This window comes from Variovorax sp. EL159, assembly GCF_900100965.1.
In the GTDB taxonomy this organism is placed as follows: Bacteria; Pseudomonadota; Gammaproteobacteria; order Burkholderiales; family Burkholderiaceae_C; genus Variovorax.
This window is the reverse complement of record NZ_FMUJ01000001.1, coordinates 197,904-216,224: the sequence shown is the minus strand read 5'-3', so window position 1 is coordinate 216,224 and position 18,321 is coordinate 197,904. Positions and strand designations below refer to the sequence as shown.

Sequence of the window (18,321 nt, the reverse complement as noted above, 5' to 3'; positions counted from 1 at the left end):
GCTGTTAGCTATAGTTTTAGTAGCGCAATCAAACCGGCGTGAGCTTGGCGACCGACAACGCCAGCCACTTGACGCCGTGGCGCGTGAACTTGACCTGCGCACGCGCATCGTCGCCCGTGCCTTCGAGCGCCACCACCGTGCCTTCGCCGAACTTGTTGTGGAACACCTGCATGCCCGAGCGCAGGCCGTGCGACGGCGCCGCTTTTTGCGGTGGCACCGGCGGGCTGGCGAAAGTGTCCTTGTTGCCGCCATAGCTGCTACCGCCGCCATAGCTACTGCCGCCACTGCCGCCGCTGTAGGCGCCACCACCACCGCGCGTGCTGGCATAGCCGCCGCCATAGCCGAAGGCCGACGGCGTGAAGCCCTGATTCTTGGGCGTGAGCCACTTGAGCGCGCCTTCGGGCAGTTCGTCGAAGAAGCGGCTCTTGACGTTGTAGCGGGTCTGGCCGTGCAGCATGCGCGTCTGCGAATGGCTCAGGTACAGGCGCTTGCGTGCGCGCGTGATGGCCACGTACATCAGGCGGCGCTCTTCCTCGAGGCTCTCGAAGTCGCTCATCGAGTTCTCGTGCGGGAACAGGCCCTCTTCCATGCCAGTGATGAACACGCAGTCGAACTCCAGGCCCTTGGCCGCGTGCACGGTCATCAGTTGCACCGCGTCCTGCCCCGCCTGCGCCTGGTTGTCGCCCGATTCGAGCGCGGCATGCGTGAGGAAGGCTGCCAGCGGGCTCAGCGTTTCGCCGGTCTCTGCATCGGGTGCGAGCGGCTCGTCGATCACCGCGCGCGTCAGGTCGATGCCTTGGCTCGCCGGCGACTGGCGCAGTTCGTCCACCGGCAACGCCACCGCATCGCGGCCGAAGCCTTCCTGCGTGACGAAGCTCTCGGCGGCATTCACGAGTTCTTCCAGATTCTCGACACGGTCGGCACCTTCGCGGTCGGCCTTGTAGTGCTCGATGAGCCCGCTGTGGTCGAGCACCAGCTCGATGATCTCGCGCAGGCTCACGCCCTGCGTCTGCTCGCGCAGCACGTCAATCTTGGCGACGAAGCCGGTGAGGTTCGTGCCGGCCTTGCCGCCGACGACGCTCACGGCGTCGTGCAGCGAGCGCCCGGCCGCGCGTGCCGCGTCCTGCAGGGTTTCGAGCGTGCGCGCGCCGATGCCGCGCGGCGGAAAGTTGACGACGCGCAGGAAGCTGGTGTCGTCGTCCTTGTTCTCGAGCAGGCGCAGATAGGCCAGCGCGTGCTTGATTTCGGCGCGCTCGAAGAAGCGCAGGCCGCCGTACACGCGGTACGGCACCGAGGCATTGAAGAGCGCGGTTTCGATCACCCGGCTCTGCGCGTTGCTGCGGTAGAGCACGGCCATTTCCTTGCGCTCGAAGCCGTCGCGCGCCAGCTGGCGCATTTCTTCGACCATCCATTGCGCCTCGGCAAGATCGGTGGGCGACTCGTACACGCGCACCGGCTCGCCGGGGCCCTGGTCGGTGCGCAGGCTCTTGCCCAGGCGCTTCTTGTTGTGGCTGATGAGCTCGTTGGCCGAATCGAGGATGTTGCTGTAGCTGCGGTAGTTCTGCTCCAGCTTGATCTGGTGGCGCACATCGAACTCGCGCACGAAGTCGGTCATGTTGCCCACGCGCGCGCCGCGAAAGGCGTAGATGCTCTGGTCGTCGTCGCCCACGGCGATCACGCTGTTGCTTCCGCTCGGCGTGAACTGGCCCGCAACCACGTTGCCCGAGAGCATCTTGATCCACGCGTACTGCAGGCGGTTGGTGTCCTGGAACTCGTCGATCATGATGTGGCGAAAGCGCCGCTGGTAGTGCTCGCGCACCGGGTCGTTGTCGCGCAGCAGTTCGTAGCTGCGCAGCATCAGCTCGCCGAAATCGACCACACCTTCGCGCTGACATTGCTCTTCGTAGAGCTGGTACAGCTCGACCTTCTTGCGGTCATCGTCGCTGCGGACTTCGACGTCACCGGGGCGCAGGCCGTCTTCCTTGGCGCCGGCGATGAACCATTGCGTCTGCTTGGCCGGAAAGCGCTCGTCGTCGACGTTGAACTGCTTCATCAGGCGCTTGATGGCCGAGAGCTGGTCTTGCGTGTCGAGGATCTGGAAAGTCGACGGCAGGTTGGCCAGCTTCCAGTGGGCGCGCAGCAGCCGGTTGCACAGGCCGTGGAAGGTACCGATCCACATGCCGCGCACGTTGACGGGCAGCATCGCCGTCAACCGCGTCATCATTTCCTTGGCGGCCTTGTTGGTGAAGGTCACGGCGAGGATGCCGCCGGCGGAAACCTGCCCCGTCTGGAGCAGCCATGCGATGCGGGTGGTGAGCACGCGGGTCTTGCCCGAGCCGGCGCCCGCGAGGATCAGCGCGTTGCCCGCCGGCAGTGTGACCGCGGCGAGTTGCTCCGCGTTCAGGTTATGGAGCAGCGGCAGGTCCGCAGGATGGGCGTCAGCCGCAGGATCGTTAAACAACATCCCTCGATTGTAGAAACCACTGCGTATGCGGGTTATATGAAGAAGCGGAAGACCTGCCGCCGCGAGACCGCGTAAACTCAATCACCGGGCCCAAGTTTCTTGCGCCCGGTTTTTTGTGGGCGTCTTCCTTTGCAGAAGGCGCCGCGAAAACCGGCCGGACCAAGCGCTCATTCGTTCTGTTCAACGATTCCTTTCAGGAGCCTGGTCATGCAAATTTTCGATTACGACAACATCCTTCTGCTCCCGCGCAAGTGCCGCGTGGAGAGCCGTTCCGAGTGCGATACCAGCGTGAAGCTGGGCGAGCGCACGTTCCGCATGCCGGTGGTGCCGGCCAACATGAAGACGGTGGTCGACGAATCGAACTGCCTGTGGCTGGCGCAGAACGGCTACTTCTATGTCATGCACCGCTTCGACCTCGACAACGTCAAGTTCGTCAAGGACATGCAGGGCAAGGGCGTGTTCGCCTCCATCTCACTCGGCGTGAAGAAGCCCGACTACGACACGGTCGATCAACTGGTGGCCGAGGGCCTGACGCCTGAATACATCACGATCGACATCGCGCACGGCCATGCCGACAGCGTGAAGAACATGATCGGCTACCTCAAGGAAAAGCTGCCGAAGTCCTTCGTGATTGCCGGCAACGTCGGCACGCCCGAGGCCGTGATCGACCTGGAGAACTGGGGCGCCGACGCAACCAAGGTGGGCATCGGCCCGGGCAAGGTGTGCATCACCAAACTCAAGACCGGTTTCGGTACGGGGGGCTGGCAGCTGTCGGCGCTCAAGTGGTGCGCGCGCGTGGCGACCAAGCCGATCATTGCCGACGGCGGCATCCGCGACCACGGCGACATTGCCAAGAGCGTGCGCTTCGGCGCGTCGATGGTGATGATCGGCTCGCTGTTCGCGGGGCATGAAGAATCGCCGGGCAAGACGGTCGATGTCGACGGCGTGCTCTACAAGGAGTACTACGGTTCGGCCAGCGACTTCAACAAGGGCGAGTACAAGCACGTCGAGGGCAAGCGCATCCTCGAACCCATCAAGGGCAAGCTGGCCAACACGCTCATCGAGATGGAGCAGGATGTGCAAAGCTCGATCAGCTACGCGGGCGGCCGCACGCTGATGGACATCCGCAAGGTCAACTACGTCACGCTGGGCGGTGCCAACGAAGGCGAACACCTGCTGATGTAAGGCGGCCCCGAGGGGCTGCACCGCCGGTCGTTGCGCCGGTCGTCGTCAGGCTTCGAGCAGTTGCACCGCATGCCGGTGCAGCACGTGGGCCGGATCGGCGATCGCGTCGACCACGTCGAAATGGTTCAACCCTGGGAGCACTTCGCACACCGGCACGGTGTTGCGGCCCCACGCCTCGCGGATCATCGCGTTGTGGCGAATGAACTCCGCGCTCTCGCCACCACCGGCCGCCGCGTAGAGCTGGCCGCGTGAAGGCGCAGGCCAGAGCGCGGGACTGGCGCGCAGCGCATCTGCATCGGTCAGCTTGAGCACCTTCTCCAGGAACGGCGTGCGCTGCAACGGCCGCAGGTCGTACAGGCCCGAGATCGAGAGCGCGTTGCGCACCAGTTGCACGGGCAGGTCGGGCGCGACCGCCTTCCAGTCGCAGGCCAGCAAGGCCGCGGCCATGTGCCCGCCCGCCGAGTGCCCGGCCACCGTGATGCGCGACGGATCACCGCCGTAGGCCGCAACATGGCGCCATGTCCACGCGAGCGCCTGCACCATCTGCAACAGGATGCCCGGCACGGTCACGGGTTGCTCAGCAGGACCGGGGCACAACGCATAGTTGGGCACGACCACGCACACGCCGCGGTCGTTGAACGCGGGGGCAATGAAGGAGTGCTGGCTCTTGTCCATCGCACGCCAGTAGCCGCCATGGATGAAGACCAGGACCGGCGCATCGGGCACCGGTGCCGGGAAGATGTCGAGCGTCTCATTCGGGCCGGCGCCGTAAGGCAGGTCGATCCGGCCGGGCAGGTTGTCGCGTGCTGCGGCGGATTCGCGCGCCCACCGTTCGAAGTACACCGGGTGGTTCTTGACCCGCGCGAGGTTGTTGTACATGCCTTCCAGCCAGGCGGGATCGTACGAGGCCATGCGGTTCCTGCTCCTTGTTTCGAGAGGCGCGCATCTTGGCATGAAGGCCTGCGCCAAAACGGCAGTTCTGGTTAAAATTCGCCTTGCGTTGGGGGGGTAGCTCAGCTGGGAGAGCGCCGCGTTCGCAATGCGGAGGTCGGGAGTTCGATCCTCCTCCTCTCCACCAACCGATTTGAAAAGGGCCTTGGCAATCGCCAGGGCCCTTTTCTTTTTTCCGGCTCAGGTATCGAGCGTCAGGTGCTGGCCATGAAGTGCGGCCGCCGCGGGCGATGCAAGAAAACCGATGGTCTGCGCCGCAACGGAAGTCGAGACCCAGTCGGACGGATTCGCATCGGGCATCGCCTGGCGATTGGCGGGCGTGTCGAGCACGCTGGGCGCCACGCTGTTCACGTTGACGCCATGCGGCGCCGCCTCGGCGGCCATCGCTTCGACCAGGCGCTGCAGCGCGCTCTTCGACGCGATGTAGGCGGCCATCGCCGGCACGCCACGCGCCGCCACCTTCGCCGTCACGGCGATGACGCGACCGGCGCCGCGCTCGATCATCGAAGGCAGCACCGCCTGCGTCACCGCGACGAACGACCACGCATTGAGATTCATCATGCGGTCCCAGCTCGCACGCGTGAGCGCATGCGTTGCCTCGCCCATCTCGAAGCCGCCCGCGATGTGCACGAGCACGTCGACGCGGCCGAAAGACTTGAGCGCCTGCTCGGCAAGACCGGCCATCTCCGATGCTGAGGTCACGTCGCCCGCGAGCAACAGGTGCTGCGAGTTGTCGAGGCCCGGGAACACTTCGGCCAGTCGGCCCGCGTGGTGATCGACCAACGCGAGACGCGCGCCCTGCTCAAGGAAGTGCTGCGCCACCGCACGGCCCAGCGCGCCCGCGGCGCCGGTGATCAGAACATGGGGCGTGGTGCTTGCATCGCTCATCGAAATTCTCCTGGTAGAGATGGAGGTGGAGGGGCCGATGCCCCATCGGGGATGACGCATCCTAACGCTGCGACTCATAAATTTTTTGGACAAGCCGAAATTCTGGGATATACTCGTGGTCTTGCCAGAAAACGCAAAACGTTTTCAAAGCAAGGGCTCTTAGCTCAGTTGGTAGAGCAGCGGACTCTTAATCCGTAGGTCGAGTGTTCGAGTCACTCAGGGCCCACCAACCAACATTGCGGAAACGCTGAAAAGCCTGCTACCTCACCGGTAGCAGGCTTTTTTCATTGGCGCGCCGTGCATCGGTCGGCGGGCATGGAGCGGGCCCATCGAGCAAACGCGGACACGTCGTGCGACCGGTTGTTTGGAACAATCCCGCTGCCATGCAGCAAGACGCCTTCACAGCATCGAGAACACAGACGGTTCGCTATCTCGATCTGTTGTCGCGTGCGGTCGCGCACATCGACACGCATCTGTCGGACCCGCTGGATGGGCGTGCACCAGATAGGCCCTCTCGAACTGTGCGATGCACATATCTCCGCGCATGAATGGCTGCTCCCGCTCGACCGGCGCATGCAATTGCGCAAGCGGTGGCATCGGCTTTTCGAATCGTTCGACGTCGTCATCGCGCCGCCCTTCGGCACGGCCGCGTTCGAGCACATGGTCGATCCAGATTGGGAACACACAACGCCGACCATCGATGGCGAGCCATCGATGTACCGCGATCAACTAGCGTGGTCCGGGCCGACAACAGTCGCGGGCGAGGAAGCCTGGCCCTACGCGCCGCCTTGCACGGCGACCCAGTCGTCGACAAAGCGCACAAGCACATCGTGCTTCTCACTCACTTCCGCCGCGAGGTACTGCCGTGCATGCGCCTGGGCCACTTCGCTCGACAGGAACCACTGCGCGCGCGCATCGCTGCCTTGCGGCGGTGGCGTGCCCCAGTCCGCAGCCGCACCGCCGCGAAATGCTTCGGTGACCGGCAGGCGTCCATCGGTCTTGCCGATGTCCGACAGCAGGCTGCGCGGGCCGCCCTGCGTGATGCGGACCTGGACGACGTCGCCCTCCGCATGAACGAGTGCGCCCAGGCCACCCGCCTGATGCACCTGCCAGAGCTGCGCCGCTGACGCATTGCGGATCCAGCTCTCCAAGGCTCGCGTCAGGCTTTCGAGAATGATTTGTTTGTTCATACGGCAATTTTTCACATTTTTATTCGTCGCTTACGCCCACTCAAGACCCGCCCTACAAAAGTAGCCAGTAGGACGTGGCATCTTGTCCCTGCTGTCACGCAGCACAAGAACAACAACGAAGGGACATCAAACTTCGAAGCGAAAAGCTCGTTGGCCCGCTCAGGCGGGTATTTTTTTGTCTGCTCGCAGCGGGCGTCAATGGCCTTGCCAGGAAACAACGCAAAGGGCCGCCACCGGCGCATGCTTTGAAGCCTGAGCTATATTTCCGCCCATGGAAAAGGCTTCCGACATAGGCAAACCCACCGTTCCCATCGACCTGATCGGTCCGGAACATTGGACTCGCTCGAAACGCAACAGCGGACGCTTCACAAAGTTCGTTTTCATCGTTGTAGGCGGCATTGCAGCAGCAGGCGTGGTGGCCTATCGCTTCTTCGGCATCGGCCGCTGACCGGTCCTTCGTACACGCAAGAAAAGCCCGCCGTCCTAAAGACGGCGGGCTTTTTTCATGGTCGCGGACAAGCTGCATTGATGCGCCCTCACTGAAGCCGCGACCCCTTGGGCAGCCGCTTCGCCAGCCATTCGTGCACGTCGGCGCGAATGTTGCGACCTTCGAGCAGGAAGTTCTCGAAGCGGCTGGGCACGTACGGCAGGTAGACCAGCGGCATGCCCGCTTCTTCGGGCGTGCGCGCCGCCTTCCTGTTGTTGCAGACCGCGCATGCGCTCACCAGATTGGTCCACGTCCACGGGCCACCGCGCGACTCGGGCATCACGTGTTCGCATTGCAGATCGCGCTCCTGGAACACGCCGGCGCAGTACGCACAGGTGTGGCGGTCGCGCCGCAGCAGCTTGCTCTTGGTGACGCTGGGCACCACGTCGAACAGGTTGATCTTCGACGCGCCACGCAGCGCGATGATGGGCGCCACGTCAACACGCGACTGCACACCGCGCGCCACGTTGAAGCCACCACGCAGCGTGGCCAGCGGCAGGTCGCCGTCTTCCCAGGCGACCGATCCGGTGGCGTAGTGCAGCACCGCCTGCTCCAGCGAAATCCAGGCTTGCGGCGTGCCCTGAATATCGAGTTGCAGGACGTGAGGGTGCATGACTCGCCTCCTTTCGCGGCGATGGTTGAATCAGGAGAAAAAAAGAAAAAGAACAGATGGGGTGCACGAACGGAATCGAACCGTCGTCAGCGGGACCACAACCCGCGGCTCTGCCGTTGAGCTACATGCACCATCGAAAAAAAGAAAAAAGCCGGCTGCCGACCTACCACTCGCCCAGCAGGCGCACGCGCTGGTCGAGGTCGAGGGCATCGAGGCGGCACTCGCCACGGCCAGGCGATGCAGACAGGCTGTCCGTCTCGCGCCGTGCATCGGTGCCGATGCCGAAGCGTCGGGCCAGTGCAAAGACCATGCGCTTGCGCGGCTGGGCCGGGCGCACGGTGATCATCCGGATCGGGGTGTTGCGCTTGCGCATGGTGACTCCTTGGTTGGTTGCGACAAAACAAAAACATGGCCCCACGTGCACGACTCGAACGTGCAACCCCTTGCTTCGTAGGCAAATGCTCTGATCCATTGAGCTAACGCGGGTCGAAAAGCAAAACAAAAAGTGTCCGGTTACGAGTTCCGGCGCCGCCCAATCTTTGCGGCCGGTTTCCGCGGGAGGGCCATCTGCATGGCCCGGTCCCGCTCGGGTCGGGTTGAGAAAAACGGATGAATGACCCGCTTTTCCATTTCGGTTGTGTCCTCACGCGACGGACAGCGCGCTGGGCGCTGCCCCGTACGACGTCGCTGCACAGGGGTGATCACTTTCCTGCACATCCCGCCAGACCGTCTACGCGGTGGACTCTGGCGGTGTGGTGAAGGCACACCCGAAATGGCAAAGCACGACCAACAAACAAACAAAGCAAAAAACAAAAAGGCCCGGAACCTTTCGGTGTCCGGGCCTCTGCTTGAGAGAGCTTGGAAGATGTGCGCCTATGCGCAATCTCCACCCGGTAGCACCTGATCCTCGAACTTGCCAACGCGCAGGCTTGCTGCGGCTTTCGTGGCATGCACGTAGCTCTGGCGCAGGTTCGACGGGGTCGACAGCATGTTGAAACCGCCGCACGACCACACGCGCACGAACGCCCGGCCCGATGCGGGTCGAATGTTGGTGAGAGTCAAGGCGGTGTTCACGATGGTTCCTGGTCAAAAATTGCCGCTGTCGGCTGTTAGGGGTTGAAAAAGGGGACGGCCTGGGCCGCGAATGAAGGCAACTGTAAATAGTGTTTACGGCGACGTCAACAACCGGGACAATCTTTTTTTGTCTCGTTGTTGTTTTTGAACAGTGCCCAATATCACCGTCGCGCGCCGTCGCAATGCCCTCGCGCTGCATCGCCGCTTTCTCGAAGAGGCCGTTGCCGCGGGCCTGCCAGCCAAGGGGCTGGACCAAGCCTTTGCGAAGAAGATCGAAGTCTCCCCCAGCATGTGGAGCCAGATCAAGAGTGCCCGGCCCATCGGCGACAACCTCGCGCGGCAGATCGAGCGGCACTGCGACGTCGAACCCGGCTGGCTCGACAAGGAAGACCGCCCCTCCGAAGTGCCCGATGCCGCCGAAGAGCGCTTCATTGCAGCCGCACGAGAAGCATGGCGAACAGCCAATGCCAAGGGCAAGCGGGAGCTGAGCGGCTGGCTGAAGAAACGCGCGCAGGACGCCGCCGACGCCGCAGAGCCAAAGCCCTGAACTGAAGTTCAGCCCAGCGCGGGCGCGTCGCGCAGGATGGCCGCGCGCATGTCGTCCGGAATGGCGACGGCGCGGTGCGTCTCCAGAGAGGTCGTCACCAGCACCTGCTTCACCTCCATGCGCAGCTCGCCCGAGACGGGTTCGAAGCAGCGCAACGCCAGCGACATCGAACGAGAGCCCAGCCGCTCCACCGCGAGCCCGAGCGTCACCCGGTCGCCCATGCGGCTCACGGCACGAAAGTCGGCTTCGAGCTTCACGGTCGGCAGGCCGATGCGGCGCTGCGCCACCAACCCGTGGTAACTGAGCCCCAGGCCTTCGTTCACCCAGTCTTCGACAAGGCCGTTGAGCATCACGAAGTACTGCGGATAGAAGACGATGCCCGCCGGGTCGCAATCCGAGAACCGGATCAACCGGGGGCGCAGGAATTCGGCGTTGGCGTCGCTCACGGTCATCAGCCCTCTTCGCCCGCGGGCTCGCCGCGCATCACGTGCACGCGCAGCAGCCCCAGCTGGCTGTGCATCTGCTTGACGGTCTTCATGTCCAGGCCCGAGAACATTTCCAGAATCCACTGCTCGTGCTCGCTCGCCATCGTCTCGAAGGTGCGCCGGCCCGTGGGCGTGAGGCTCACGATCCAGGCGCGGCGATCGTCGGGGCTGGGGGCGCGCGCCACCATGCCTTCGCGTTCGAGTTCGTCCGTCAGCCCGGTGACGTTGCCGCCGGTCACCATCAGGTAGCGCGACAGCACGCGCATCTTCAGGCCGTCCTTGTAGCGGTAGAGCTGCGCCATGTAGTCGAAACGCGCCAGCGAGATGCCGAAGCGCTCGCGCAGGCGGCGACGAATCTCTGCCTCGATCTGCGTCGTACTCGCCAGCATGCGCAGCCACAGCTTGAGCATCGCGTGGTCTTCATGGCCTGCGCGGGCCTCGTGGCCGAGTTCTTCGGCATCGCTCAGCACGGCATGTGAAGCGTCGTTGCGTGTCATGTCACTTCTCCTCCTGAAACCGAGATCGATTGACCCGTGACCGATGCGGCACCCTCGCCGCACAGCCAGCGCACGGTATCGGCCACCTCGGACGGCTGCACGATGCGCTTTTGCGGATTGACGCTGGAAAACTCGGCCAGCGCATCGGCCTCGCTGCGCCCGGTCTTGCCGACGACGTTGGCCACGCTGTTGCGCAGGATGTCGGTGTCGGTATAGCCGGGGCACACGGCATTCACCGTGATGCCCTTGCGCGCCACCTCCAGTGCCAGCGAACGCGTGAGCCCGATCACGCCATGCTTGGCCGCGGTATAGGCAGCCACATAGGCATAGCCCTTCTGCCCCGCCGTGCTGGCGATGTTGACGATGCGGCCCCAGCCGGCGTCGAGCATGTCGGGCAACGCCGCCTGCGCGCACAGAAAGCTGCCGGTCAGGTTGACCGACAGCATGCGCTGCCACAGCTCGAACGAAGTCTTGAGGAACGGTGCGCTCTCGGCCGCGCCGGCGTTGTTGACCAGCACGCCGATCGCGCCCCGTGCGGCTCGTGCCTGCGCAAAGGCCGATTGCACGGCCTCCGGGTTGGCCACGTCGGCAGTGGCCACGCCATGGCCGCTGCCCGCGAGCGAGTCGGCCACGCGCTGCAACGCGTCGCGGTCGCGCCCCAGCAAAGTCAGAACGGCGCCTTCGGCGGCCAGGGTGCGGGCGATCTCCGCGCCGATGCCGCGCGCGGCGCCGGTCACGAGCGCATGGCGGCCAGTCAGTGAATTTGAGTACATACCTGAATGTTTTAGTTCTGAATCATTTTAACGATGTACGTCCCTGCAGGTTGTCACCGCATGAAACGCCCGCCGTTGAGGTCCAGCGTCGCGCCCGTCATGAAGGCGGCAGCCGGCGAGGCCAGATAGACCACGGCCGCTGCCACCTCCTCGGGCAAGCCGAAGCGGCCGAGCGGAATGCCGGCCTTCACCGTCTGTTGTCGTTCAGGGCCCATTGCTTCGAGCGCCGGACTGAGGATGGCCGCAGGCGCCAGCGCATTCACCGTCACGCCATGCGGCGCCAGTTCTTGCGCGAAAGAACGCGTCAAGGCCAGCAACCCGGCCTTGCTCGCCGCATAGTGCGCGCCGGTCGCCGTGCTGGCCTGCTGCCCCGCCATCGATGTGAGATTGATGATGCGGCCCTCGCCGCGCCCGCGCATGTGGCGCCCGGCGATGCGGCAGCCGAAGAAGCTGCCGCGCAGGTTGATGGCGAGCACCTCGTCCCACTCTTGCGACGTGATGTCCCAGATCGACGTGGTCGGCGTGCGTGCGGCGTTGTTGACCATGATGTCGACCGCGCCGAAGTGCGCCACGGCCTTGTCGAAGCATTCGGTGAACGCCCTCTCGTCGCGCACATCGAGTGGCAGCGCAAGACCGCCCACCGATGCGGCGACCGACTCGACCTTGCCGAGGTCGATGTCCGCCAACGCCACACGTGCACCCGCCTCCACCAGCCCACGCGCGATGGCGGCACCCAGCCCCTGCCCCGCGCCCGTCACGAACGCCACGCGTCCCGAAAGCGGCAGCAGCGTCGTGCTCATGGGCCTACGACCTCGCGGGCCGAACGTCCCAGGTCTGTGCCCCGACACCGCGCTCGCGCAGCTTGAACTTCTGCACCTTGCCGTTCTCGGTGCGTGGCAGGTCGGGCAGCAAGTCGATGTAGCGCGGCACGGCGAAGTACGGCAGGCGGCTCTCGCAGAATCGCGCCAGCTCGGCCGGATCGACGTGCACGCCCTCGCGCATCACCAGCGCGGCCATCACCTCGTCTTCGGCCAGCTCCGAGCGCACCGGGTACACCGCGCACGAAGCCACGCCCGGATGACTCAACAACACCTGTTCGACCTCGAACGAAGAGATGTTCTCGCCACGCCGCCGGATCGCATCCTTGATGCGGTCGATGAAGCGGAAGGCCCCGTCGGTATCGCGCACCACGCGGTCGCCCGTGTGGAACCAGAGATTGCGCCAGGCCTCGACAGTCTTCTCCGGCATGTTGAAGTAGCCGCTCGCGAAGGCGTACGGCTCATCTGCGCGCAGCAGCAATTCACCGGCCTCCCCGGGCGGCAACTCTGCATCGTCCTCATCGGCCACGCGTGCATCGAAGCCTTGGCGCAGCCATCCCATGACGCCGCCGCGCGGTGAATCGGGCGCAGTGGCGATCGCAAAGTTGGTTTCCGTCGAGCCGTAGCCTTCGAGCAACGCGACACTGGTACGTGCCCTGAACGCCTGCCCCGCCGCCGCTGGCACACCGGGGCCAAGCCCGATGCGCACGCGATGATTGCGCTCGCCTTCGCCCTCCGGCTGCGCCAGCAGGATCGGCACCATCGCGCCGAGCAGGTAGACCACCGTCGCGCCGTTCGCCCGCATCGAGGGCCAGAATCCCGAAGCCGAAAACCGCGACTCGAACACCACTTCCGCACCTGTGAGCGCGGCCTGCGCAAAGGTGTTGAGCGCGTTGATATGGAACAGCGGCAGCGTGGTGCACAGCACGTCGTCCTGGCCAACGCCGAGCACTTCTGCACTGTTCACGCCCCACCAGAAGTACTGGGCATGCGGGCAGATCACACCCTTGGCCGGCCCGGTGGTGCCAGACGTGTAGAGGATCGCGAGCGGATCGCCGGGCTGAACGGGCGCTGGCGGCACGGCTTCCGCGCCTTGCGGGTACGGAACCACATGCACGCCAACAGGCGCCTGCCATGCGACAGGCCCCACCGCGCCGACAACCCAGACTTCGCACAACGCCGTGCGCCCGAGGTCCGCCGTCGCAAGCCGTTCGAGAAAGCTGGCTTCGATCACCAGCAGCTTCGCTTCGCTGTTCGCCAGGAAATATTCGATCTGCGGCCCCATCGACGCCGTGTTGATCGGCACGACCGATGCGCCCATCCAGCCCGCTCCCAGGAAGGCTTCGAGAAACTCGATGCGGTTGCCGCACATCACGGCGATCCGATCCCCGCGCACCACACCGGCCTTGGCCAGCGCACCGGCACGCACAGCCGCCGCCTGCGCCGCATCGCCATGCGCCCATTCGCGCCCCGCCATGCGCAGCAAGGGCCGCCCACCGAACCGCTCAGCTTGCCGTTGCAGCATGGCAGGCAACGTGCGCTGCGCAGGCGGCATCGCGCGGGCCTCACTCGTCATCGTGCGTGCCTCCACCCAGGTAAGTCGCCTGCACGCGCGGGTCGCTCGCCAGTTCGGCCGAAGCACCCGACAGCGCGATCTCGCCCGTCTCCAGCACATAGCCTTCGTCGGAACTTTCGAGCGCGGCGCGCGCGTTCTGCTCGACCAGCAGGATCGAGACGCCGTCGTCACGCAGCTTGCGCACGATGGTGAGGATGTCGCGCACGATCAGCGGTGCGAGGCCCAGACTGGGTTCGTCGAGCATCAACAGGCGCGGCGCCGACATCAGCGCACGTCCCACCGCCAGCATCTGCCGCTCGCCGCCCGAGAGCGTGTCGGCCCGTTGCGCGCGCCGTTCGGCAAGGCGCGGAAAGCGGTCGTACACCGACTGCAGCCGCCGCTTCATCGCATCGCCACGCAGCCGCTTGGCATAAGCGCCGAGCTGCAGGTTGTCGAGCACGGTCAGTTCGCCGAACAGCTCGCGCTTCTCGGGCACGAGGCACAGGCCACGCTCCACGCGCGCCTCCACGTCCAGCCCCTGCAAGTCTTCGCCCTCGAAGCGCAACGTGCCCTTGCATGGCAAGAGGCCCATCGCGGCAGCCAGCAGCGTGGTCTTGCCCGCGCCGTTCGGGCCGATCACCGAAATGATCTGCCCGTGCTGCAGGTCAAGCGATACGCCGCGCACCGCCTCCACCTGCCCATACGACACGTGCAGGTCGCCAATCTCCAGCATCGCGGTCATACAACGCTCCCCAGATAAGCCGCCTGCACACGCTCATCGGCGCGCACCGCCGACGGCACACCCTCCACGAGCTTGGAGCCGAAGTTCATCACCACCAACCGGTCCACCAGTTTCATCACGAAGTCCATGTCGTGTTCCACGATGAGGATGGTCACGCCCTCCTCGCGCAGCTTGCGCAGCAAATCGCCGAGCGCCATCTTTTCCTTGCGGCGCAGGCCGGCCGCGGGTTCGTCGAGCACCAACAGCACCGGGTCGGCGGCCAGTGCGCGCGCAATCTCCAATATGCGTTGCGTGCCCAGCGGCAGGCTGCCCGCCAGCTCGTGCGCGCGGTCGCCCAGCCCGATGCGGTCGAGCTGGCGTTGCGCCTCCTGCAGGATCTGGCGCTCTTCCGTGCGGTCGAGCCGCAGCCCCGCCTTCAGGATGCCCGAGCGCGTGCGCGAGTGCGCGCCCAGCGCCACGTTGTCGAGCAGGCTCATGTGCGGGCGCAGCTTCACGTGCTGGAAGGTGCGCGCCAGGCCCAGCCGCGCCACCTGCCGCTGCGGCATGCCGCCGATGTCGTGTGCCAGAAAACGCACCTGGCCCGCGCTCATCGGCAGCGTGCAGGTCAGCAGATTGAACATGGTCGACTTGCCCGCGCCATTGGGCCCGATCAGCCCGACGATCTCGCCGGCCTTCACGTCGAAGCTCACGTCGTTGACCGCCACCAGCCCGCCGAAGCGCTTGACCGCGCCGTTCACCGACAGCACCTGCGTGCCGCGCTCGGGCAACTGGCGATGCGGCAGCGGCTCGACCGGTGGTGCGTCGTGGCGCGATGCGCCTTGCGTGCCGGCGCGACGGCGCGTCCAGCGCCGCAGCAGGCCCATCACGCCGCCGCGTGCAAAGTGCAGCAGCAGGATGAAGAGCGCGGCAAAGGCCACCGCCTCGAGTTGCCCCGCGCGTTGCGTGAGCATCGGCAGCACATCTTGCAAACCGTTCTTGAGCACCAGCACCAGCGCCGCGCCCACCAGCGCGCCCGCCAGCTGGCCGAGCCCACCGGCCACCGCCATCAGCAGGTACTCGATGCTGGCGCGCACGTCGAAAGGCGACGGGCTCACGAAGCGGTTCATGTGCGCATAGAGCCAGCCGGCCAGCCCCGCGAAGAGCGCGGCCGTGACGAACAGCGAGAGCCGCACGCGATAAGCATCTGCCCCCACGCTGGCCAGCAGCGTGGCGCCGCCGCGTAGCCCGCGAATGGCGCGCCCGGGCCGCGACTGCAGCAGGTTGTGGCTGAACAGGCAGGCCAGCCCGACCACCACCCAGATCAGGTAGTACATCGCACGCGGATCGGCCAGCGACCATCCCGCGATCTGCAGCGCCGGAATGTTCGACAGGCCGGTGTGGCGGCCGAGCGCATCGACGTTGCCGAACAGCATCGCAATCGACAGCCCCCACGCGATGGTGCTCAGCGGCAGGAAGTGCCCGCCGAGCCGCAGCGTGAGCATGCCGATCGCCAGGGCCGACAGGCCCGTGAGCAGCAGTGCGAACAGCAGCCCGATCCAGGGCGACATGCCCTGCGTGGTCGTCAGCCAGGCCGTCGCATAGGCCGCGATGCCCACGAAGGCCGCCTGCCCGAACGAGGTGGCGCCACCCACACCCGTGAGCAGCACCAGCCCGAGCGCCACCAGCGCGCCGATGCCGATGTCATTGAGCAGCGACACCGTGAAGCTGCCCGCCAGTGCCGGCACCAGGGCCAGCACGACGACCAGCGCGGCGATCCACGCCATGCGTTTGCGGTTCGCGTTCATTGGTCCACCTCGTCTTCTTCCTCTTCGGCATGGACCGCCATGAACGACCGCAGCATGAGCACCGGTATCAGCAGGCTGAAGACGATCACGTCCTTCAGCGCGCCGCTCCAGAACGAGGCGAAGCTTTCCACCACGCCGACCGCGAGCGCGCCCACCGCCGTCATCGGGTAGCTCACCAGCCCGCCGATGATCGCGGCCACGAAGGCCTTCAGGCCGATGATGAAGCCCGAGTCGTAGTACATGGTCGTCACCGGCGCGATCAGCACGCCGATGAGCCCTGCGAGCAGCGAAGCGCAGCCGTAGGCCAGCAGCGCCGTGCGCACCGGCCGGATGCCGACCAGCCGCGCGCCCACCCGGTTCACCGCCGTCGCGCGCAGCGCCTTGCCCGCCACCGTGCGCTCGAACACCAGGAAGAACAGCCCGCTCAGCACGATGGCCGCGCCCACCATCAGCACCACCTGGCCACTGACCGTGAAGCCGTCGCTCAGCGTGAACATCGCATCAGTCAGCGGCGTGGTGCGCGAGCCTTCCGGCCCGAAGAACAGCAGGCCCAGGCCCGACAGCAGGAAGTGCAGCGCCAGCGACACGATCAGCAGCACCAGCACCGACGCATCCGCGATCGGCTGGAACACCACCCGCGCGAGCAGCGGCGCGATCGGCACCACCAGCAACACCGCCACCGCAATGTGCACCGCCACCGGAATACCGGGGCGGGCCACCATCCACGCCAGCACGCAAGGCAAGGCCGGCAGCACGCCCCACATCAGCACCGCCTTCGGAATGCGCGCCGCTTCACCGCGCCGCACCAGGCTGCCTATTTCCGTGGCCATGGCCAGCACCGCCAACGTGGCGACGAGGCCGATGGTCGGCGGCACGCGGCCGGTTTCGAAGGCCGCGAGCGTCAGCGCCGTGAAGGCGGCGATGTCGCCGAACGGCACGAACACCACCCGCGTGACGGAAAAGATCAATACCAGCCCGAGCCCGGCCAGCAGATAGACGGCACCGTTGGCCAGGCCATCGGTGACGAGAATCAGCGCCACGTCCCATGTCATAGAAAACCCTCTTCAAAAATCGTCGTCGGCATGAGGAGGTTCAAGGTGCGAGCTTCCATTGACCGTTGTCGAGCTTGACGATCACGCGCGCGCGCTCGTCCACGCCATACAGGCTGCCGGGCTTGAAGGTGTACACGCCGTGCGTGCCCACCACCTCCTTCGTGCTGAAGATCGCGTCGCGCAGCGCCACGCGGAACTCGGGCGTACCCGGCTCGGCCTTCTTCATCGCGCGCGATGCCGCGTCGGCGAACACCAGCCAGCCGTCGAAGGAGTAGGCCGAGAAGGCGTCGCTGGTGGGTGCGTTGTTGACCTTCTGGAACACGGCGCGGAAGTCGGTCGCGATCTTCTTGGTCGGGTAGTTGTCGGGCAACTGCTCGGCCACGATCACCGGGCCGGTAGGCATCAGTGCGTTCTGCCCGGCCGCTCCGACCACGCGCACGAAGTCGGGGTTGATCAGCCCGTGCTGGCCGTACACGCCACCCTTGTAGCCGCGCTCCTGCAGCGCAAGAAACGGCAATGCACCAGGCGTTCCGGCGCCACCGGTCATCACCGCATCGGGCCGCAGCGCCACGATCTTGAGCACCTGCCCCGTCACCGAGGCATCGGCACGCGCATAGCGCTCGTTGCTCACCACCTTGATGCCCGCGCCGGGCGCAGCCTTCATCAACGCGTCGTACACGAGGTCGCCCCAGGCGTCGGAAAAGCCGATGTAGCCCACCGTCTTCACGTTGTTGCGCTTCATGCGCTCGACCACGGCGTCGATCATCAGTTGCGTGGGCTGTGCAACGGTCATGACCCACGGGTTCTCGTTCGCGTCGAGCAGGATGGGCGTGAGGCCGATCATCGGCGTCTTCGCCTCCTTGCCCACCTGCGCCATCGCGATCGCGGCGGGCACACCCGAGGTGCCCATGAGCAGGTCGACCTTTTCTTCTTCGATCAGCTTGCGCGCATTGCGCCCGGCCGTGGTGGGGTCGGAGCCGTCGTCCAGCACGATGAGCTGCACCTTGCGGCCGTTCACCTCAGGCTTGTAGGCCAGCGCGGCCTGCATGCCCTTGGCGTAGGGCACGCCGAGCGAAGAATTCGGCCCTGACAGCGACACGCTCAGGCCGACCTTGAGGTCGGCCGCCAGCGCACTCGCAACGCCACAGGCGGTCAGCGCGGCCGCGAGGGCACCGCGCGTCAGGGTCTGCATCAGGCTCTTCATGTCGTAGCTCCA

General features: G+C 65.6%; 19 protein-coding genes and 4 tRNA genes. 5 read left to right on the top strand and 18 right to left on the bottom strand.

The features are described 5' to 3' along the window. Positions 1 to 28: 28 nt before the first annotated feature. On the bottom strand, positions 29 to 2,464 hold the full coding sequence (locus tag BLQ28_RS01020) for a UvrD-helicase domain-containing protein (RefSeq protein WP_093236707.1): 2,436 nt from the start codon (positions 2,462 to 2,464) through the stop codon (positions 29 to 31). A 207-nt stretch (positions 2,465 to 2,671) separates the two neighbouring features. On the opposite strand from BLQ28_RS01020, the gene BLQ28_RS01015 reads away from it, so the two are divergent. Continuing rightward, positions 2,672 to 3,649, top strand: a complete 978-nt coding sequence (locus BLQ28_RS01015) for a GMP reductase (protein ID WP_093236706.1) — start codon at positions 2,672 to 2,674, stop codon at positions 3,647 to 3,649. A gap of 45 nt (positions 3,650 to 3,694) precedes the next feature. Here the strand turns inward: BLQ28_RS01015 and BLQ28_RS01010 are convergent, their stop codons facing one another. Further along, positions 3,695 to 4,561, bottom strand: a complete 867-nt coding sequence (locus tag BLQ28_RS01010; RefSeq protein ID WP_176800977.1) for an alpha/beta hydrolase — start codon at positions 4,559 to 4,561, stop codon at positions 3,695 to 3,697. Positions 4,562 to 4,651: 90 nt separating this feature from the next. Here BLQ28_RS01010 and BLQ28_RS01005 point away from each other — a divergent pair. Then, positions 4,652 to 4,727, top strand: a tRNA-Ala gene (locus BLQ28_RS01005). A gap of 53 nt (positions 4,728 to 4,780) precedes the next feature. Here the strand turns inward: BLQ28_RS01005 and BLQ28_RS01000 are convergent. Then, positions 4,781 to 5,488: an SDR family NAD(P)-dependent oxidoreductase gene (locus BLQ28_RS01000; RefSeq protein ID WP_093236704.1), complete on the bottom strand. Its 708-nt coding sequence runs from the start codon at positions 5,486 to 5,488 to the stop codon at positions 4,781 to 4,783. Positions 5,489 to 5,641: 153 nt separating this feature from the next. Between BLQ28_RS01000 and BLQ28_RS00995 the strand changes: the two genes are divergently transcribed. Then, positions 5,642 to 5,717, top strand: a tRNA-Lys gene (locus BLQ28_RS00995). A 547-nt stretch (positions 5,718 to 6,264) separates the two neighbouring features. On the opposite strand, the gene BLQ28_RS00990 is transcribed toward BLQ28_RS00995, so the two are convergent. After that, the gene (locus BLQ28_RS00990) at positions 6,265 to 6,678 is read right to left on the bottom strand and encodes a hypothetical protein (RefSeq protein ID WP_093236703.1); all 414 of its coding nucleotides are present in this window, start codon (positions 6,676 to 6,678) and stop codon (positions 6,265 to 6,267) included. A gap of 271 nt (positions 6,679 to 6,949) precedes the next feature. Between BLQ28_RS00990 and BLQ28_RS32880 the strand changes: the two genes are divergently transcribed. Continuing rightward, a complete protein-coding gene (locus BLQ28_RS32880; RefSeq protein ID WP_176800976.1) occupies positions 6,950 to 7,126 on the top strand; it encodes a hypothetical protein in 177 nt (58 codons plus the stop codon). A gap of 88 nt (positions 7,127 to 7,214) precedes the next feature. On the opposite strand, the gene BLQ28_RS00985 is transcribed toward BLQ28_RS32880, so the two are convergent. The 5 genes from BLQ28_RS00985 to BLQ28_RS00965 form a co-directional block, all read right to left on the bottom strand. Beyond that, positions 7,215 to 7,778: an HNH endonuclease gene (locus BLQ28_RS00985; protein WP_093236702.1), complete on the bottom strand. Its 564-nt coding sequence runs from the start codon at positions 7,776 to 7,778 to the stop codon at positions 7,215 to 7,217. A 57-nt stretch (positions 7,779 to 7,835) separates the two neighbouring features. After that, positions 7,836 to 7,909, bottom strand: a tRNA-His gene (locus BLQ28_RS00980). Positions 7,910 to 7,941: 32 nt separating this feature from the next. Beyond that, complete coding sequence (locus BLQ28_RS00975; RefSeq protein ID WP_093236701.1) at positions 7,942 to 8,151, bottom strand: short-chain dehydrogenase; 210 nt, start codon at positions 8,149 to 8,151, stop codon at positions 7,942 to 7,944. A 36-nt stretch (positions 8,152 to 8,187) separates the two neighbouring features. Further along, positions 8,188 to 8,264, bottom strand: a tRNA-Arg gene (locus BLQ28_RS00970). A gap of 387 nt (positions 8,265 to 8,651) precedes the next feature. Then, a complete protein-coding gene (locus BLQ28_RS00965) occupies positions 8,652 to 8,852 on the bottom strand; it encodes a hypothetical protein (protein WP_093236700.1) in 201 nt (66 codons plus the stop codon). 151 nt (positions 8,853 to 9,003) lie between these two features. Between BLQ28_RS00965 and BLQ28_RS00960 the strand changes: the two genes are divergently transcribed. Then, a complete protein-coding gene (locus BLQ28_RS00960; protein ID WP_093236699.1) occupies positions 9,004 to 9,399 on the top strand; it encodes a hypothetical protein in 396 nt (131 codons plus the stop codon). An 8-nt stretch (positions 9,400 to 9,407) separates the two neighbouring features. Here the strand turns inward: BLQ28_RS00960 and BLQ28_RS00955 are convergent, their stop codons facing one another. From BLQ28_RS00955 to BLQ28_RS00915, 9 genes are read right to left on the bottom strand one after another with little or no spacing between them, the layout of a single operon-like run. Beyond that, positions 9,408 to 9,845 (bottom strand): acyl-CoA thioesterase, encoded by a 438-nt coding sequence (locus BLQ28_RS00955; RefSeq protein WP_256327130.1) that lies wholly within the window; start codon positions 9,843 to 9,845, stop codon positions 9,408 to 9,410. 5 nt (positions 9,846 to 9,850) lie between these two features. Beyond that, complete coding sequence (locus BLQ28_RS00950; protein ID WP_093236697.1) at positions 9,851 to 10,381, bottom strand: MarR family winged helix-turn-helix transcriptional regulator; 531 nt, start codon at positions 10,379 to 10,381, stop codon at positions 9,851 to 9,853. Beyond that, complete coding sequence (locus BLQ28_RS00945; protein ID WP_093236696.1) at positions 10,378 to 11,154, bottom strand: SDR family NAD(P)-dependent oxidoreductase; 777 nt, start codon at positions 11,152 to 11,154, stop codon at positions 10,378 to 10,380. Before BLQ28_RS00945 ends, BLQ28_RS00950 begins: the two co-directional genes overlap by 4 nt. Before the next feature lie 53 nt (positions 11,155 to 11,207). Beyond that, entirely contained in the window at positions 11,208 to 11,954 is a 747-nt protein-coding gene (locus BLQ28_RS00940; protein ID WP_093236695.1) for an SDR family NAD(P)-dependent oxidoreductase, read from the bottom strand. Positions 11,955 to 11,958: 4 nt separating this feature from the next. Continuing rightward, a complete protein-coding gene (locus BLQ28_RS00935; RefSeq protein WP_093236694.1) occupies positions 11,959 to 13,548 on the bottom strand; it encodes an ATP-dependent acyl-CoA ligase in 1,590 nt (529 codons plus the stop codon). Further along, complete coding sequence (locus BLQ28_RS00930; RefSeq protein WP_093236693.1) at positions 13,538 to 14,269, bottom strand: ABC transporter ATP-binding protein; 732 nt, start codon at positions 14,267 to 14,269, stop codon at positions 13,538 to 13,540. The genes BLQ28_RS00935 and BLQ28_RS00930 overlap by 11 nt, the downstream gene beginning before the upstream one ends. Further along, the gene (locus BLQ28_RS00925) at positions 14,266 to 16,053 is read right to left on the bottom strand and encodes a branched-chain amino acid ABC transporter ATP-binding protein/permease (protein WP_093236692.1); all 1,788 of its coding nucleotides are present in this window, start codon (positions 16,051 to 16,053) and stop codon (positions 14,266 to 14,268) included. Before BLQ28_RS00925 ends, BLQ28_RS00930 begins: the two co-directional genes overlap by 4 nt. Continuing rightward, the gene (locus tag BLQ28_RS00920; protein WP_093236691.1) at positions 16,050 to 17,105 is read right to left on the bottom strand and encodes a branched-chain amino acid ABC transporter permease; all 1,056 of its coding nucleotides are present in this window, start codon (positions 17,103 to 17,105) and stop codon (positions 16,050 to 16,052) included. Before BLQ28_RS00920 ends, BLQ28_RS00925 begins: the two co-directional genes overlap by 4 nt. 40 nt (positions 17,106 to 17,145) lie before the next feature. Further along, positions 17,146 to 18,309 (bottom strand): ABC transporter substrate-binding protein, encoded by a 1,164-nt coding sequence (locus tag BLQ28_RS00915; RefSeq protein ID WP_093236690.1) that lies wholly within the window; start codon positions 18,307 to 18,309, stop codon positions 17,146 to 17,148. Positions 18,310 to 18,321: the final 12 nt, after the last annotated feature.

What these genes read in the sequence shown, in the direction of transcription:
- BLQ28_RS01020 (WP_093236707.1), bottom strand. Translation starts at nt 2,464, where the DNA reads ATGTTGTTTAACGATCCTGCGGCTGACGCCCATCCTGCGGACCTGCCG.
- BLQ28_RS00945 (WP_093236696.1), bottom strand. Translation starts at nt 11,154, where the DNA reads ATGTACTCAAATTCACTGACTGGCCGCCATGCGCTCGTGACCGGCGCC.
- BLQ28_RS00950 (WP_093236697.1), bottom strand. Translation starts at nt 10,381, where the DNA reads ATGACACGCAACGACGCTTCACATGCCGTGCTGAGCGATGCCGAAGAA.
- BLQ28_RS00940 (WP_093236695.1), bottom strand. Translation starts at nt 11,954, where the DNA reads ATGAGCACGACGCTGCTGCCGCTTTCGGGACGCGTGGCGTTCGTGACG.
- BLQ28_RS00990 (WP_093236703.1), bottom strand. Translation starts at nt 6,678, where the DNA reads ATGAACAAACAAATCATTCTCGAAAGCCTGACGCGAGCCTTGGAGAGC.
- BLQ28_RS32880 (WP_176800976.1), top strand. Translation starts at nt 6,950, where the DNA reads ATGGAAAAGGCTTCCGACATAGGCAAACCCACCGTTCCCATCGACCTG.
- BLQ28_RS01000 (WP_093236704.1), bottom strand. Translation starts at nt 5,488, where the DNA reads ATGAGCGATGCAAGCACCACGCCCCATGTTCTGATCACCGGCGCCGCG.
- BLQ28_RS00920 (WP_093236691.1), bottom strand. Translation starts at nt 17,105, where the DNA reads ATGACATGGGACGTGGCGCTGATTCTCGTCACCGATGGCCTGGCCAAC.
- BLQ28_RS00975 (WP_093236701.1), bottom strand. Translation starts at nt 8,151, where the DNA reads ATGCGCAAGCGCAACACCCCGATCCGGATGATCACCGTGCGCCCGGCC.
- BLQ28_RS01010 (WP_176800977.1), bottom strand. Translation starts at nt 4,561, where the DNA reads ATGGCCTCGTACGATCCCGCCTGGCTGGAAGGCATGTACAACAACCTC.
- BLQ28_RS00930 (WP_093236693.1), bottom strand. Translation starts at nt 14,269, where the DNA reads ATGACCGCGATGCTGGAGATTGGCGACCTGCACGTGTCGTATGGGCAG.
- BLQ28_RS00985 (WP_093236702.1), bottom strand. Translation starts at nt 7,778, where the DNA reads ATGCACCCTCACGTCCTGCAACTCGATATTCAGGGCACGCCGCAAGCC.
- BLQ28_RS01015 (WP_093236706.1), top strand. Translation starts at nt 2,672, where the DNA reads ATGCAAATTTTCGATTACGACAACATCCTTCTGCTCCCGCGCAAGTGC.
- BLQ28_RS00935 (WP_093236694.1), bottom strand. Translation starts at nt 13,548, where the DNA reads ATGACGAGTGAGGCCCGCGCGATGCCGCCTGCGCAGCGCACGTTGCCT.
- BLQ28_RS00915 (WP_093236690.1), bottom strand. Translation starts at nt 18,309, where the DNA reads ATGAAGAGCCTGATGCAGACCCTGACGCGCGGTGCCCTCGCGGCCGCG.
- BLQ28_RS00925 (WP_093236692.1), bottom strand. Translation starts at nt 16,053, where the DNA reads ATGAACGCGAACCGCAAACGCATGGCGTGGATCGCCGCGCTGGTCGTC.